Origin of the sequence: Acinetobacter sp. Z1 (genome assembly GCF_024296945.1) — a bacterium.
Lineage (GTDB): Bacteria > Pseudomonadota > Gammaproteobacteria > Pseudomonadales > Moraxellaceae > Acinetobacter > Acinetobacter beijerinckii.
The window spans coordinates 989,622-1,006,256 of record NZ_CP101115.1 but is presented as its reverse complement, the minus strand read 5'-3'; the positions used below and the strand labels follow the sequence as shown (position 1 = coordinate 1,006,256).

General features: G+C 37.6%; 9 protein-coding genes and 1 pseudogene. 3 read left to right on the top strand and 7 right to left on the bottom strand.

Translation table 11 applies throughout. From position 1 onward, the window contains the following. Window positions 1-50: 50 nt before the first annotated feature. The 3 genes from NGC85_RS04645 to NGC85_RS04635 all read right to left on the bottom strand — a co-directional run bounded on the left by NGC85_RS04645 (window position 51) and on the right by NGC85_RS04635 (window position 3,306). Window positions 51-1,349 carry a dicarboxylate/amino acid:cation symporter gene (locus NGC85_RS04645; RefSeq protein WP_005062946.1) on the bottom strand — a complete coding sequence of 433 codons (1,299 nt, stop codon included), beginning with the start codon at window positions 1,347-1,349 and terminating at the stop codon, window positions 51-53. Between the two features lie 632 nt (window positions 1,350-1,981). Then, on the bottom strand, window positions 1,982-2,431 hold the full coding sequence (locus NGC85_RS04640; protein ID WP_254805001.1) for a limonene-1,2-epoxide hydrolase family protein: 450 nt from the start codon (window positions 2,429-2,431) through the stop codon (window positions 1,982-1,984). Window positions 2,432-2,451: 20 nt separating this feature from the next. Next, a complete protein-coding gene (locus NGC85_RS04635) occupies window positions 2,452-3,306 on the bottom strand; it encodes a metal-dependent hydrolase (RefSeq protein WP_254805000.1) in 855 nt (284 codons plus the stop codon). A 193-nt stretch (window positions 3,307-3,499) separates the two neighbouring features. On the opposite strand from NGC85_RS04635, the gene NGC85_RS04630 reads away from it, so the two are divergent. Together NGC85_RS04630 and NGC85_RS04625 are read left to right on the top strand one after the other, a co-directional pair. Next, a complete protein-coding gene (locus tag NGC85_RS04630) occupies window positions 3,500-4,162 on the top strand; it encodes a TetR/AcrR family transcriptional regulator (RefSeq protein ID WP_254804999.1) in 663 nt (220 codons plus the stop codon). Window positions 4,163-4,392: 230 nt separating this feature from the next. Continuing rightward, a complete protein-coding gene (locus tag NGC85_RS04625; protein ID WP_254804998.1) occupies window positions 4,393-5,676 on the top strand; it encodes a site-specific integrase in 1,284 nt (427 codons plus the stop codon). Window positions 5,677-5,981: 305 nt separating this feature from the next. Here NGC85_RS04625 and NGC85_RS04620 read toward each other — a convergent pair whose 3' ends face one another. The 3 genes from NGC85_RS04620 to NGC85_RS04610 are packed head-to-tail and all read right to left on the bottom strand — an operon-like array spanning window position 5,982 to window position 14,860. Further along, complete coding sequence (locus NGC85_RS04620) at window positions 5,982-6,431, bottom strand: hypothetical protein (RefSeq protein WP_254804997.1); 450 nt, start codon at window positions 6,429-6,431, stop codon at window positions 5,982-5,984. A 12-nt stretch (window positions 6,432-6,443) separates the two neighbouring features. After that, a complete protein-coding gene (locus NGC85_RS04615) occupies window positions 6,444-13,124 on the bottom strand; it encodes a DUF637 domain-containing protein (protein ID WP_254804996.1) in 6,681 nt (2,226 codons plus the stop codon). Window positions 13,125-13,156: 32 nt separating this feature from the next. Next, window positions 13,157-14,860 carry a ShlB/FhaC/HecB family hemolysin secretion/activation protein gene (locus NGC85_RS04610; RefSeq protein ID WP_254804995.1) on the bottom strand — a complete coding sequence of 568 codons (1,704 nt, stop codon included), beginning with the start codon at window positions 14,858-14,860 and terminating at the stop codon, window positions 13,157-13,159. A gap of 307 nt (window positions 14,861-15,167) precedes the next feature. Here NGC85_RS04610 and NGC85_RS04605 point away from each other — a divergent pair. Continuing rightward, window positions 15,168-15,488, top strand: a pseudogene (locus NGC85_RS04605) (pyrimidine/purine nucleoside phosphorylase). Window positions 15,489-15,682: 194 nt separating this feature from the next. Here NGC85_RS04605 and NGC85_RS04600 read toward each other — a convergent pair. Next, window positions 15,683-16,576, bottom strand: a complete 894-nt coding sequence (locus NGC85_RS04600) for a hydrolase or metal-binding protein (RefSeq protein WP_254805548.1) — start codon at window positions 16,574-16,576, stop codon at window positions 15,683-15,685. Window positions 16,577-16,635: the final 59 nt, after the last annotated feature.

Below are 16,635 nucleotides of genomic sequence, written 5' to 3'. Positions count from 1 at the left end.
TCACCTGCGATATTAAATAATCTTAAATTAATAAGCTCATTTAAAAATAATTATGTGTTGTCTGCTAAACGCGTGACGGGAATAACTGTATCAACTGTTTGCTCTTCAGGTTCTTCGGCTTCATGCTGATTACCTTCAGTTTTCGCAATCACAGCTGTCGCAATACTGTTACCAATTACATTCGTTGCAGTACGACCCATATCTAAAAACTGATCAATCGCAAGGATTAATAGAATTCCCGCTTCAGGCAACTTAAACATTGCAAGCGTTGAAGCAATCACAACAATTGAAGCACGTGAAACACCTGCAATTCCTTTACTGGTGATCATCAGCGTCAATAAAATCAGAACCTGTTGCGTGAAACTCAAATCAATACCGTATGCTTGTGCAATAAATAACACTGCAAAAGCCATATACATCATTGAACCATCTAAATTAAATGAATAACCAAGAGGAAGAACGAAACTGGTAATACGTTTTGGAACACCAAATTTGTTTAATGCTTCCATTGTTTTAGGGTATGCCGACTCACTACTTGCTGTAGCAAATGCAAGCATAGTTGGTTCACGCACCGTTTTAATTAATCTAAAAATATCTTTTTTCAAGAAGATATAACCGAATGAAATTAAAATCATCCATAAGATCAATAGACCAATATAGAACTGTCCAATGAAGATACTATAATCAAGGATAAGTTTAGGACCCTGAACAGTAATTGCGGAAGCAATCGCAGCAAATACAGCAATCGGAGCAGATGCCATCACATAGTCTGTGATACGGAACATTACACGGCATAGCTCATCAATAATTTTTCCAATAACCGTTGCACCAGTTTGATGTTGAACATAAGCCAATGCTGAACCAAAAAATATTGAAAATACTAAAATTTGAAGAATTTCATTATTTGCCATCGCCTCTGCGAAACTGCGTGGGAAAATATGAGTGATAAACGTTTGTAAACTTAGACTAGAAGCACTCACACCAACATCAACAGCTTCTTTTGGAATGACTAAATTCATACCAGCACCCGGTTGGAAATAGTTTGCCAAACCCATACCGAGTAAAAGTGAAATAAACGATGCGCCAATGAACCAACTCATGGCTTTGAGCGTAATCGATCCTAAAGAGGATGATTTACCCATTGAAATTAAACCTGAAACAATTGTAGCGAACACCAAAGGTGCAATGATCATCTTGATAAGTCTAAGAAACACATCTGTGACGATCTTTAAATAAGCTGCAATATCTGTTGCTTGAGCTGTACTCACGGTACTATGACATGCCCAACCAACTAATATTCCCGATATCATTGCAATCAGAATATACTTGAGCAACTTTTTTTGGTTCATAATAATTATTCCTTCCCTACTTCGCTCTACGCCGAAGCGATTAGCTTACAAATTCCATGCCATACAAACTGCATCAGCTCAGCTCGACTTTTTAAAAGTACAAAAACCGCTGATTCGTCAATGAGCAGAAGCAAGTGTTACTTTTTTTGTTTAAAAACGATAATGCAAAAATTAAATATTTCATGCAAATAATGCATAAATTTTCAATCATTGAACTTTATAATCAACCATGATGCGAATTAAAAAATATCTGAAAAACAAGGTAAAAATTTGAGTTAAACAACATTTTATTGATTAAAAACATGTAAAGTAATTTACTATTCATTAAATTTTTTAATAAATAAAATTTCTAATTTAAGTGAAATTACGATCAATTTTTAGCCTAAAACCTATAGAAAAATGAAGCCTTAAAATTTTATTTAGGTATAAAAATTTTAAAATTGCGAAACCAATTTGATTTTTTCTTGAGCGTAAATTGCTATAGCCACACTTTTATTTATGATTCATTTTTTAATTTTTTAAAATATATATTTTGACAATATATCTATAATCTCAGTCCATGAAGCGATTCATTGACAAGTTTCAATCCTAGAACTGAGATATAGATGATTTTAACTGGAATTTTTGGAAGCTTAAAATTTCGCACGTAAACTGGTTATTCCTATTCCTAAAATTCCTCTGATTACACCCTTGCTCACATTTAACCAATCAAAGTAATCACGCCATAAAATGATTTTTTCATTTTCAACTTTGAATGTGCCACAAACCCAAAAACCAACATGAAATGGTCCAATATTCAAAATATCTGTACGCTCAGTAAGGACAACATTTCCTTTCGTAACTACTTGATGATTTTTAACTTGTAATTTTCTGGTACTACTGAGCCCAAGCTTAATCAAGCTAGCTACCTTTTTTCTGCCTTTAAATGTCGGTAAAGAAACATTGGTATAAATAATGTCAGGATGGAGTAGTTCACTAATCGTGACATGATCTTGTTCAACTAAAGCAGTTAAAAATCGTTCTACAATTTCTTCAGATCTCGCTTCAATATTATTGACATCAATATTTGATGTTATTTTCATTTTATGTATTTCCTTAAGATTTAAATTTTGAGATCCAAACGCTGCTGCCAAAGTTTTTCTAAGGCTTTGGTATCATGATCAAATGGATGAAAATCAAGTCGATAATAATCTAGAAAGTCTTTAACGGTTTGTAATGTTAATAATCCTCGATGACCGACTCCTTCTTTAATGAATTGTGTTATTCCTTTTAGTGAAAGCACTCGATCCGCTTTGAGTAGTCTTCGCATATTATTTGATATTAAGAAAATTAATAGACTTCCTGCGATAGTCATGTAAAAAATACGTGATAAATATCCCCCGCCTGAAGCGACGTAAGCATCAAAAAATACTGCTTTATGTTCGTTTTCTTCCACTGCATGCCATAGCCATAGCTCAGCAACTGGTCCAATTAAACGATGATTCCAATCATCATTACGCAACAACTCTGCGCCTAAGGTTGCAGTGATATGTTCAATCGCACAACCAATCGACATGATGTGCATACTGGGTAATACTTTTTGCATTACGCCATACAAAGCTTTAATTTCGTTTTGTAATTTATCTATATTGATCTCCTGCTCATCCGCGTAACGATTGAATGCCAAATGCTCTTTGGCATGCATCGCTTCCTGTCCAATAAAAGCACTTATTTCGGCTTGAAGTACAGGATCATCAATTTTGTCACGAATATTTCTCAAAGCCTCAATTAACATCAATTCTCCCTGAGGAAAAATGGCGGACATTGCATTCATCAAATGCGTGAAATAAGCATCATCACCAAACCAATAGCGCTTTGAACTGGTGAAATCAAAACTCAAGCGTCTGACAGGAAAGGAAGCTTTCAAACGATGTGCTGTGGATGATGGCTTAGATTTAATGGCTTGGGAAGTAGTCATAATTTTTTCAATTTACAAAAGAACCAATTGGTACTTTTGTAAATTGCTTTGTATTACCAGTCAATCATTATTTTTTATCCAACTGAAATTTAAATATTTATTTCTATAATGAGTTGTTTGAATAAAACAATCTTGAGCAATAAACTTGTTAATGTTAGCTTTAGGAAGTTTAAAAGTTTTAAGAAGATCTAGTGTGGAAAAACTCTCTGGCGCTTACGATACTCAAGCAGCAGGTTTACCCAGAGGCCGTACCAGCCTGTTAACTGAAGAAACACGTGACAAGCAACGTCGACGCTTGGTTAAAGCAGCAATTAGTGCATTCGCAGAAAAGGGTTTTACGGCTACAACTATCACTGACATTGTCAAAAGAGCACGGGTCTCTAAACAAGCGTTTTATGAAATATTTGAAAATAAAGAAGATTGTTTTCTTGCTGCCGATGATTTAGGTCGAAAAGCTTTGTATGAGCAAGTGCTTACAGGCATTCAAGCTGAGAGTTTGCATGACGATCACTGGATTAGATCTTCTGTACATGCCTATTTACAATTGTGTGTTAGTGAACAGGAGTTTACTAAGGCTTGGGCTATCGAGTTCCCAAATGCTGGTCGTCGTTGCTTAGAACAACACAATATATTTTTCGCGGAATTAGGAAAAACACTTAAATCAATTCATAAGGTGATCAAGATCAAACAACCTGAGCAATGGGTAGCTGTTCCTGATTTATTTTATGACGCAGCAATTGGTGGAGCTTACGGAATTATTTTTCGCTATATTTGTCAAAATAGATTTGATGAATTATTAGATCTCGAGGATGATCTTGTGCATTTCATTCAATTTTCGATTGGGCATAAAAAATAGAATCTATAGTTTTTAATTTGATCCAAATAAATAAGCCCTTGTAAAAACAAGGGCTTATTTAAATATTTGGCGGAAGCGGTGTCCGTATAACAAGTGTCTCACACCGTCCAACCCACTCTTATAAAAATATACTTTTCAATATCTTAAAATATTATCAGTCTAACCACGTCTTGTCTAATCCAACCATTTCTAGTATTTTAAGAGGGGTAGGTTGTGGGGTAAATGATGTCATGCCAAAGAAGGCTAAAGAGCTATCTGCTCTCAGTGTAGCAAAAATCAAAGAGACTGGCCGACATTCTGTAGGGGGTGTAGATGGCCTCTGTTTAAATGTCGAAGGCAATTCACGCGTTTGGATTTTGCGTGCGGTGGTTGGTAAACGTCTTAATAAAGATGGAAAGTTAAAACCTCATCGCCGTGATATCGGCATTGGTCCCTACCCTGAAGTTTCTTTAGCTGAAGCTCGTTCCAAAGCCACTGAACTAAGGTTACAAATTCGAAGTGGTATTGATCCAATTTCTCATAAGCAGGAACAACTTGAAAAGCTCCGCATCCAGCAGTTAAGGAATAAAACTTTCCGTGAATGTGCCACAGTTGTGATTGCCAATAAAACCCGTGAACTTAAAAATGAAAAGCATATTGGGCAATGGTCATCAACATTGGAAACATACATTTACCCAACGCTAGGTGATCTCACTATTAGCAGCATTACCAAAGTTGATATTGCTGAAGTACTTAAGCCTATCTGGATTGAGAAAAACGAAACCGCTAAACGTATCCGTGGTCGTATAGAAACCATTTTTGATTATTCCAAGGCTATAGGATATTTTGAGGGTGACAACCCTGCTGAATGGAAAGGTAATCTTGAACCTATTTTAGGCAACTTAAAACAGGAATCACGCCCCCATCCTTCTCTACCTTATGAACAAGTAGCTGAGTTTGTTCAGCATCTTCGACAGAAAGATGGCATTTCTCCAAAAGCTTTAGAATTTGCAATTTTAACAGCATGTCGTTCTGGTGAGATTTTTGGTGCAACATGGCAAGAAATTGATTTTGAATCCAAAGTCTGGATTATTCCGAAAGAACGAATGAAGGCAGATAAGGAACATCGTGTTCCTTTATCGACACCAGCAATTGAATTATTAAAATCTATTCAGTCGGATACACAATCACAAGGCTACATTTTCCCAGCTCCGCGTGGTGGTGGCATGCTTTCTGATATGTCCTTAACTGCTTTGATTAAGCGTATGCATGAGCAAAAGGTTAAAGAAAATGGCTTAGGCTATATTGACCCTAAACAGAATCGAGTAGTTACTACACATGGGTTTCGGTCAACATTCCGTGACTGGTCAGCCGATAAAACGGATTATCCTCGTGAGGTATGCGAGCATGTACTTGCTCACAAACTACCAGATGAGGTAGAAGCTGCTTATTTACGTGGAGCTTATCTAGAAAAACGTAAAGGTCTAATGGCTGATTGGGCTGATTTTTGTAATTCATGTAAATTAACTGTATAAAATTTATGCTTCTGCCTTTTAAGGCAGAAGCATTGATATATTTTATCATTTTGCTAAAAAAGCATATAAATATATGGAGCTTGCACAAAATAATTTACAGGCTCTTACTTAATCCATGTTAAATACCTTTTTTATTTATCGTATTCAGGATAAATGAAAATTAAGTACTTACACAAAATTTAGAACAGTCCCTAATTTACAGGCTCTATCAAATGCCTGATTTGTATAATTATAGCTCAACATACAAGGCGATCTTTACTCCCTTTATATGCCTTTGCTCATCTAATTGACATGTCAAATTCTCATCATAAAAAATGCAGATTCAACCTTTCAGCTTCTTCTTTATCACCATACCACCATACGGGTATATCTCTGACTTTAGCTGACATTTCCTCATCAACACCATAAAATTCATTTGGGAAAGCGCTTCCATCTTCAAATCTTTTTAATGTGATATTATTAATAAACAAATCATAAGCCTGCTGATGGCAATGAGGACAAGCAGGTAAAGATTTTAGAAAGCGTCTATTATGATCATGGTAAGACTCTTGATTATTCGGAGCCTCCTTAAATAAAATAGGATCACTGCGCCCTGTTATCCACACAATGGTATGACAATTGCCACATTGTGAGCCTAAAGGTTCAGCCCTTTCATATTCATTAATTCTATATTGCAAACCATGTTGTTGATATCCTTTTAAATAGTAAGGAATCACCGCTATCTCGCTTGCTGCAACCTGATGCAATTCTCTCATTGAATGACTCCTTTATTTCTTTTCAATTAAAATCGGCTTATCTAATACTGGCTTGATTTTTGCCGGATCGTAACGTCCACCAAACAATACCACTGCACGGTTATTACTTGAACCTGTATTTCGACTACTATTATAAATAATACCTGTATACCCCTTACCATAAGCTTGATTTGCAATATTGTTTGTATAGGCATATATCGAAGCCTTTTGAGCTTCATTCGCGTCATCAATTTTTTGAGTTAACTTCTTCTGATCGATGCCCATTTGTTTTAATATCTTTGGATCTGTTAAATCCAACATATTTTTTACTTCGACCTGACCAACGAATAACGATTTCCCGCCAATAGCTTGTCTCACTTCAAAATATGAGGTGGCAATATTTTCCCCAAAATACACATCACCACCAGTTCCACCAAACTCCTTTCTATAAACAGGATCAGAAAACCTATATGTTGCTTTATCATAAGAGCCTAATGCTGGATGCTTTGGATCATATATTTTCACACCATCCCAATTGACGGGAACACCTTTCCCTGAAATTATCACAGGGTCTTTTAGAACTTTGTAGCTGACTTTCGCTGCTACCTTTTCTGTTAATATTACCCCACCTTTAACAACACCAACACCTGTACCCAATATACTTACAACATCGCCTACAAGTTTACCCGTTTCCAGACCTGCATTATATGAACCAGAAGGACCAGCCTTCTGATATTCTGCCTCGGCTTTGTTAATCTTGTTTGTTAAATCGTCTTTTATTGCATTGCTAATTTTACCCAGGGCATTTTCACTACTAATCACATCTTTGAGTGCTTTATACGTTTGAATTGGACTAAGCGCCATTTTGACCAATCCCACTACCGACTCAGCTACAGATACAGGAATACCAGCCGCAAAACCTGCCGCATAACTCACATCTTGTCCTTCGTCAATCGCTCCCCATTTCAACCTTACGCTAGCACAAGTCACAACATTACAATTCTTAAGTTCCTGACTTCTTAACTTTTCTTGTGCATGGCTTAGATAGTTATTACTCACTGCTGTATCGGCAGCATTCGCAGCAGCAGTCACATCGTAGCCTGTATAAGCCGCCACAACCCCTGTGGCGAGCTTACTAACATTCAGGATTCTTTCCTTTTCTGCTGCCGTATATTCAACGCCATTCGCTGGTTTAAACATATTCTCAGCTATGACTTCTCCTAGGGCAGCGCCAAGTGCCCGTGATTGACATTGATTGTCAACTACGCCTGTCGCACAACTTGCTGCCGCATGCGCAGCTATCGCAACAACCTTGCTAACAAACGCATTATCACTCATCCCTAATGTATCCCCAATTGTTCCTGCCAATGGAGCTTGTAATGAGTTCGCTAATCCAGCTAAGAGAGCTTTTTCTAAACCTTCACTCAAGTTTCTGCCATTAATCGCAGAATCAATCAATGTGCTACCTACTCCTTTTATCATGCCATTTGCCATTCTATTGGCAAGCTCATTCACCGCAACATCACCACTAATTTTTAAATTAGTCGCTACTCCTTGCAGTAAACCAGCCGTGGCCACACTTGCTACAAGATTTCTTACTGAATCCTTACTTCCTAACTCTTTAAGCGTTTTACCAACATCTCCACCATTATTGGCCAGTCCGACTGAAGATTGTACTGCCAATGTTGTTAAGGCTGCATTTACTGCCGTGCCTAATGCCGTATAAGTTGTTATCGCAGCAGCACCTGTCCCTACCGTTGTAGAAAGAACAACCCCACCAAAAGTTGTCACTGCTCCACCCGTGGCACCAAAAGTAAAGGTTGTTCCTGCCGCTGTTATTGTGCCGCTTCCTGCTACACTTGTAGTAGTCCCTAAAGCAGCTGCTCCAGCACCCGCAGTTACTGCGGCAATGACAATCGCTAAAATTGCAGCCCCAGCAGCTGTCAATCCTTGTGATTTATAATTCCAATTTTCATTAGTTAAAAGGACTTGCTCCCAATTCACTTTTTGATCTTTATTATCAACGAGTGATTTGAGATATTCATTACCCGGTTGTTTAGCTAACTTTTCAATCTCACCAATCAGCTCTTTTTGTGTCGCTGTTCTCTTCGCTACTGGAACCTGAACTGTTAAACTTCCTACAAACTTAGGTGCGGTAGGTCCATTGAAGCTTGGTAATTTGGCAGTTTCAGTGATTGATCCCTTGTCTTGCATGGATCGCCAAACAACACTGTTGCTTTCTTTCTTTAGTGTTTCCTCTACGAGTTTCGATGCAGCCTGCAATGAAATTGTCTCACCAGCCTTGATCTCCGCACCTTCTAAATAATTAAACTCAGTGCCTTTTAAAATAATACTACCATCTGCTTTAGCACCAATATAACTTGCTTCTAAAACAGCAGGTAACTCTGATTTGATATTTCGCGTGCTGGTATATTTAGATTTATTTAGTTTAATGCCTGCCCATGAACTACTTTTACTAATATCAAGAGTATCTTTTGAAACATTATCCGCAGTTAAAAGGTTAATATCGCCACCAGCTAAAATCGTAACCTTACCGCCATTTGCAGTTAACTGACTTGAATACATGTCGATACTGGTACGATGTGACCCAGTTTGTTTATCATCAACCTTTTTCGCCTCTTCACTTTTAATGTTAATATTTTTGGCATCAATATCAACAGAAACCCCACCAACACGTTCAGCAGTTGTTACAGTTGTCGTCGTTTTCTTTTTTCCGTACCATTTACGTTTGGTTTCTGTTTTCTTGCTCTTGTCATAACTATTCTCAACAGCTACATCAAAAATAATATTTTTATAGGCTTCAATATCGACATTGCCGTTATTTGATGTAATACCTACGCCTTGCAAAATTAAATTATCTGTCGCACTTTTACCTACGGCTTTAATTTTAACGCCTTTATCACCGTTGATCGTGGTCGCATTTACAGGACTACGCCAATTATAATTATCATTAGCCACCTGACCAATTTCATAAGAATCTTGGGTTGCATCAATGATGATACTTCCTTTAATTTTTCCTTGCTTGACACTGTTTAGCTTATCACTTTTATATTCACCCTGAATTTGATGCTCTTGATTCGCTAATGTTCCTGCCGCCTCAATCAAAACCGAACCTTTCTTGGAATCTATCTCTGCTCCACTAATACTGAGACCTTGTTTAGAGACTAGATTAATATTACCTGCGGCACTCATAACCTTCGAGCCTTTATGCTCATAACCATTTGATCTACTATTATAAAAATTGATCTCATTTCTTAAATTCTGAGTATCCGCTTCAGAATAAATAGCTACAAAGTTATCATATAGGCCTGCTGGCCAAGGTCTCCACATACCAAGGCTATCTGGTGTCGGCTCCCAAACGGTATTATTAAAAGGAAAATATTTCTTCTCCCCCTCCCAAATATAGGACTTAGGCTCTAAAGCAGGATATTTAACAAGAAAGTCTGTATAAGCTTTATCAAACTTAATCTTTTTATCTATTACTGCTTCTTGACTTAAAGCAAAAGGATAAGCTTCATTATATAGATTGATTAATACTTCATAATCTTTAGAAATATCTGGGGTCTTCAGTTTCTCAATTTGATTTAAAATATTCTGATTTTTAGATTTTATTCTAACTACACTTTCACTGTTCGCTGTCTGATTTAAAAGAGTATTCTTCACCCCATCTATGATCAAATCACCGCCAGTCGATACAATCGAGATATCTTTAGCAGCATTTAATTGTGAGCCTTGTAACTCAACCTTATTTCCTTGTAAATTAATTCCTCCATTGACGGTATTTAAAGATACAACTTGTTCTGATCCATTCCCAGATTGTCCCCCGTAGCCCTTAAGTATTAAGCTCCCTTTTTTTGAAACTAGATCGATGTTTCCAATTGCAGTCAACTTATCTTTTAGTGGATCAATAATAAGATCATCGCCTACCTGCACACTCAGATTTCCATTTAATCCATTGAGCTTTTTATCATTTTTAAGTAAATCACTTCCAGTTGCTTTATAGTTCATCCCTGTTAAATTAAGAATACCTCCCCCCGCTTCCATTAAAACGGCACCACCTGTGATATTTACATTTTGTATAACTTGATTCCCTGTAGCAGTGACTGAAGTTACTCCTTTAGACGTTAAATTGGTTACTTTATTCGGGATCCACACCGTAGCTGGTGTATATTCTGCATTAATATAAACTGTACGCCCTGAATTCAGTGCTAAATGTTGATCCGATGTCGCTGTCACACCCTGTAAAGTCAGTAGGTCTTTTGCATAAAGTTCAGTGTTCCCTTTTGAGGTCAAAAAACTGTCTTTAATCGTTGTCATTCCGACTTGATTGTTGATAGTCAAATTCCCTTGTGTTGTTTTTAAACTAGTATTATCAACATCCACTCCGCCTTTTTTATTCTTTATATTAATATTTTTGCCTAACAAAAAACTTGGAATCGTAACATCATAAGGATCATCTCCACTTACATATACATCTGTATTGCTAGATACGCTGACCCCATTCTCACCTATTATTTCTATATCACCCTGACCAGAAATTATATTCGTTGCTCTAATTCTAACTGAACCTTCACCGATAGAACCAATAACCACACCTTTAGCACCATTGATATCTGTATTATCAATAGTTGTTACTTGATCAGTTGGGAAACGGGATTCAACCGTTTGATTTGACCCAACTATCACACTCTTATTGGCATAGAGTGCTATTTTCCCTGCTGTAGATTTTGCCTTAACACTAGTCACACTCAAATTCCCAGCCAATGCTGAAACTTGAATATCCCCTTGTGCTGTTAATGCCTTATCCAAGCTGAGGTCACTGACTTTAGAGACAACATTGATGTTCTTTTGCGAGTTTAGTGTTGTACCTAAATTGATCTTATTGGCTTGGAGCGTGATGTCCTCTTTATTCGAAATTGTACTACCAATTAAATCAATTTGATTCGCTGCATCTAACTGAACTTTTCCTGTAATCTGTGGTAAAGCAACACCGGCATTGTCCCATTTAAAGTTCTGTCCACTATAGGCATTGATATTCTTTACCCGACTTGCAGTGTTCTCTACAGCCAGTCCTAAATTCTTTAAGTTAATATCTCCTGAACTATAAAGATTTAAGTCTTTTCCTGCATATATTGTACCAGCCTGAATATCAATTAAACCTTGGGTATTTGATGTATCTACTTGTAAATTAATTGAGCCCAATGAGGCTTGAAGAGCAGTGCCTGTTAATGCAAGTTTACCTTTACCTGAAACATTCAAATTCTGAGCGGCAATTAGCTTTGCCCCTTGTGCAGCAACGATATCTTTCAATGACTGGATATAAGCTGAACCACGATTGCTTGTAATACCAGCATTTGTAGCTAAGTTTATATTAGCTGCATCAACATATACATCACCTCCTACTGAATCATTAAAAATTCGACTATTCGCTGCTAAATTTAAATTACCTTTGACATTAATCAATAGCGGAGATGAAGTAACACCTCCTAGGTTGACCATAATTTCTTTGGCATTCACATTCAGGTTATTGCCTGAATCAATACTGATCATGCTATTACTATTGATACTTCCAGATGAGTTGATGTCTCCTGCAACGCCCGTACCCATAGTCCTAATATTGACTAAGCCTTCCGTTTTGCTGGTGGAACTGATCGTCCCTTTATGTTCAATTTTTCCATTACTATTCAGCACGACATTATTTAGCGCTTGAATGACCCCTGCATTATTGACCCCAACCCCTGCTTCATTGGCATACAGATAAATACTATTTGCATAGAGCCCGCCCAACTGTGCGACATCAATTGCAACTGTGGGTTTCGTGCCTGTTCCTGTCGTTGTAGTAAATGCTCCCATATCAGCAGCAATGGTATTTGCCCCTGTAACAGCAGTAATGGTCGTGGCATTGACTGGTGCATTAATGGCAATGGAGCGGCCCAATAACTCTAATGCAACGGGATTATTGGCATTGCCGCCTAGCCCACGATTATTTGCATCAGGATTAATCGTGATTGCACCTTGTTTAACTGTATGGTCTTTAATCGAGCCATCACTGTTATAACCCAGTACTCCTGTGGAGAGCGTGACTTGATTAGCATTGATGAAACCACCACCATTTACAGTAATACCTGTTGGGTTGGCAATTACCACGTTTGCTCTTGATCCCAAGACTTCAAGGTTACCCTGTAATAAACTTGGATTGGTTGAGACCACCTCATTCACAATTGTGGTCGCAGCTCCTTTTGCCAGATTGGGGTTCGCTGCAATGGATGTTTTAGTAATCTGACTGGTTGCTGCACCACGTGAGTTATTCAGGATCACGCCATTTTGATTCACATCAAACTGGGTATAGCTATTACGTGACACCCCTGATGCTGAGGGTGCAGTAATCCAAACATTGGCTGCATTGCCTTCTTTGAGCACGGTCGCTTTATGCGCAGCTGCTGCATTATTATTCACCACCACATTGGCATAAATCGGACTCACCGCCATCAAGGCTGAAAGCGCCAGTACCAATTGTTTTAATGTTCGTTGCCCAGTTACAGCAATACTTGTCTCATTAACGTCATTATTACTGTGGATTGACGCTTTAATCCGTGGGGAGGTATCGCCCTGATGGGATTTTGCCAATTCAGATACAGCGACATAAGTCCCGAGTTTGGCATTAAATTTAGTGCGGTAAAATTGCTTATTCATCTTTATACCTATATTTCTATGAATAGATTTGCTTAATAGTTAAATGAGAGATTAAATCCAGTGATAACGTCTTTCTGAATATGTTGAGGTGCAACCAACCCACGCCCCACAAAAAACTCGCTATTGATATGTTTGAATTGAGTTCTTAATCCCACTACGCTGCCTAATAGATAGCGGTCAGAGTAATATTGAGTACCTTCCCCAGTCACCAGTCCTTGATCTATACCTGCGTAGAATGAGAAATTAGGAATGGGATTGAGCCAATGCAGGGTTTGTTGTAAATAATGTCCATTATTTCCATTCATACTTTGCTCAGGTCGATAGCCACGAATGCTATAGCGTCCACCCATATTGAAACTTTCCTGAATCACAACGTTCTGCGGACTCCACTGTCCTTGCCAGTTCAGTTGATACATAAAGTTATTTTTTTCAGTCTGCCAAGGTACTGCATATTGAACAGCTGCATTCCAGATTCCTGCTCTAGAATCGCCCTCACCAGTAAAGTCTTCAGCAGCCTCATTTTTTCCAAAAATGTCAGCACCTTTGCGATAACTGAATTGTGTATGTATCGTTTGTTGGCCTAACCTGTATTGATATTTACCGCCTAATTCCCAACCTGAAAGACGTTTGCGTTGAGGGCCAACCTCAAGATCATCAATGAAGCTGGAGACTGATTTTCGGTACAGTTGTACATAGCCTGAAAGCCGGTAGGATTTACTGCGGCCGAGTTCACGCTGTATTTGAAAATTAAAATCTTTATTAATGGTTTGATAATCGATCCATTTATCAAAGCCTTCTAGCTCTTGAATGTTGGTATACTGACTGGCGTTGAGATTAAACAACCAATTCTTATAGGGAATCTCGTAGGAAACAAAGTAATTATTAAAATCGGTATGATCTGTATTCCAATCATTGATCGACTGGGTATAGTAAATAAATAAGTTATCCGCAGCGTTCAATGGATTTTCTAAAGCATAGCTGGCATAGCCTTGGTATTTTCCTGAACTTTTACTGCCTGCATCATTCAATCCAGCAGTGATAAAGCTCCGCTCCGCAATCTCCCATACAATCTCAACATCGCTATAACCTGCATCTTCAGCACTTTTTTGGCTGGGTAAGATATCGAAACTGGTCTGCATCCCTTGTAGACGAGCAAAGGTTTCTAGAATTTGTTCCAGTTGACGGATATTAAGAATATCGCCTGCTTGCAGGGGTAAGGAATAATTTAGTTTTTTAGCTTTATTATTTTTAAGTCGGATTTCCCCAATTAATCCGGGGATTAAAGTTAAACGTAAATGTCCTGTGGCAAGATCCTGTTCGGGTACGATGACTTGAGTTGACACATAACCCAATTGCACCAGTCGCTCATTGATATAATTCACAAGACCTGAAAGCCCTTTTTCGCCAATACAGCGCCCTAAAACTTTATTGTCTGAATACTTAAGCTCTTTGAAGATGCGATTAAAATCTGAAGTTTTTATACTGGGATGTGTCGTTGACACATCAATATCTAAAGAAGATATCCCAAAACAAATCGGTTCTTTTTGTAACCAAGGATAGCTTGAATCAACTCTCTTTTGTTGTAATTGGATAAATGGTGCAGCAGATTGCGTTAACTGGTCGATCTGCTGTTTCTGTGACAGATAATCTCTGCTCTGTTGTTGACTAATCTGATCTTCGGCATAACTAAAACCTGAATATAAAATTAAAGGAATGATTAAATAATTATTACGCATTTATTACACTTTTATTACACAAGTTATACATTAAATTCATTATGCCTTATAATATAAAAATCATTTAAACATTCAACAAATTTTACAAAAACAATGTAATTCTTTTAATAAATGATAATTTTTAGTAACTTTTGGACAATTTAAATCATCTCATCTAATTGAAATTTAATAATTTGATTTAAACTCACCAACCTTCAAAAAATTAATGAATATAAAGCATATTTTTATACATATCAGGGGGCTTGCAATTTGAAAAATATTTATGATTAATATCACTCGATTATTTAATAACATTTTAGGGATAGCCGTGTCAGACCAATTTGATATTGTATCAATTACTAAAAAGGCCACTGTGCATTTCAAAGGTGCATCCATCAGCCATATGCTAAAATTCAAGGATGGCAGTAAAAAGACATTAGGCGTAATCCTCCCCTCAGCACATCCCCTAATCTTTAAAACTCATCTTGCTGAACGTATAGAAATTACCTCAGGCCAATGTAAAGTCCAAATTGGTAATATGCCTGAACTTAAAGTCTATAGCTCAGGATAATCCTTCGAAATTCCCGCCAATAGTCAGTTCAGCATTATTTCTCATGAAGTGGTTGATTATGTTTGTCATTTAGATTGAAAAAAGAAAAAATAAGGAACGAAATAAAAAAAACCTGCGATAAAACGCAGGCTTTTCCGAAAATTTGTAAATTCTTTTTTTGCGCTGAGACTTACCATTTTCATATCCAGCCCAAGTATCTGAGAATACTGAGCAAGACGATTACAAAATATCATCAACAGTTGATGTACTCAACATGCTTCTTAGTGAATGTATTAATTCAATGATTGAACAGACTGTTGCAACCCTTTCTGAATATCCTGAATATGGCTTAGGTCATGGTTTTTTTGCTGCTGTGGTTTGGATTCATCAGAGTAGAACTCTTCAACGATATCTAGACCCTCCTCACCTCCTACCTCAAAACTAGCATTGCCATAACCCTGTCGTGCAACATGATCTAAAGCCTCCTGATAAAAACCTGCGGCTTTGCTTTGTTCATCAATTTGTTTAGCTGAAGTAATTGCATCCTGCAAATTGACGCCATCACGTAAAGTTAAATCCACGTAATAAATTGGAGTGCGGTAACTCTGTGTTGTGCTCTTGCCTCTTAACGTCAGTTGCAATGGCAGACATGAAAGTAAATCACCAGATGCTGCATGATAATAACGAAGTCGTGCTGCTAAAGTTCGGATACTGTTAAAGCCTGTGGTTCTAAAAATGAATGTACCCAACTCATCTGATTCATCTAGATTGACGTAAAGTCTGCCGTAAGACTTACACAAACCACCTTGGGCCAAAGGACATAAATCAGGTGACGGACATGGATGTTGTTCAATCCCGTTTTGTCCAAGTCGCTGACAAGTTTCACCATTACCTGAACAGATTAATCGTCCTGTTTGTCGATCAAATAAGCTGTACTCTGCCCGTAGGTTCAGCTCAGGATCATTGAAAATCATTCGTACTGGGATGATTCTGAGTTTTTGATTTTGTGCTTTGGCACGTAGCTGTTCATCTAATGGGTGTTTCACCCATCCGTCTTTTCCTTGAATTTGGCTTGTAATGGTAAATTGGTCATCTCGTTCAGGGAGCAGCTTTCCATTCTTTTCAATGACTTTACCAATGCTGATTCGCCCCAGTACGGGTGGTGTGATTGCTAGACCTTTAATCATGGTGGTTTCCTCTTTTCTATAAAATTGAATTGGCATAAAAAATCTCATACGCTCGGGCA

Coding starts and splice junctions, on each gene's coding strand:
- NGC85_RS04645 (WP_005062946.1), bottom strand. CDS start 1,349: ATGAACCAAAAAAAGTTGCTCAAGTATATTCTGATTGCAATGATATCG.
- NGC85_RS04640 (WP_254805001.1), bottom strand. CDS start 2,431: ATGAAAATAACATCAAATATTGATGTCAATAATATTGAAGCGAGATCT.
- NGC85_RS04635 (WP_254805000.1), bottom strand. CDS start 3,306: ATGACTACTTCCCAAGCCATTAAATCTAAGCCATCATCCACAGCACAT.
- NGC85_RS04625 (WP_254804998.1), top strand. CDS start 4,393: ATGCCAAAGAAGGCTAAAGAGCTATCTGCTCTCAGTGTAGCAAAAATC.
- NGC85_RS04620 (WP_254804997.1), bottom strand. CDS start 6,431: ATGAGAGAATTGCATCAGGTTGCAGCAAGCGAGATAGCGGTGATTCCT.
- NGC85_RS04615 (WP_254804996.1), bottom strand. CDS start 13,124: ATGAATAAGCAATTTTACCGCACTAAATTTAATGCCAAACTCGGGACT.
- NGC85_RS04610 (WP_254804995.1), bottom strand. CDS start 14,860: ATGCGTAATAATTATTTAATCATTCCTTTAATTTTATATTCAGGTTTT.
- NGC85_RS04600 (WP_254805548.1), bottom strand. CDS start 16,576: ATGATTAAAGGTCTAGCAATCACACCACCCGTACTGGGGCGAATCAGC.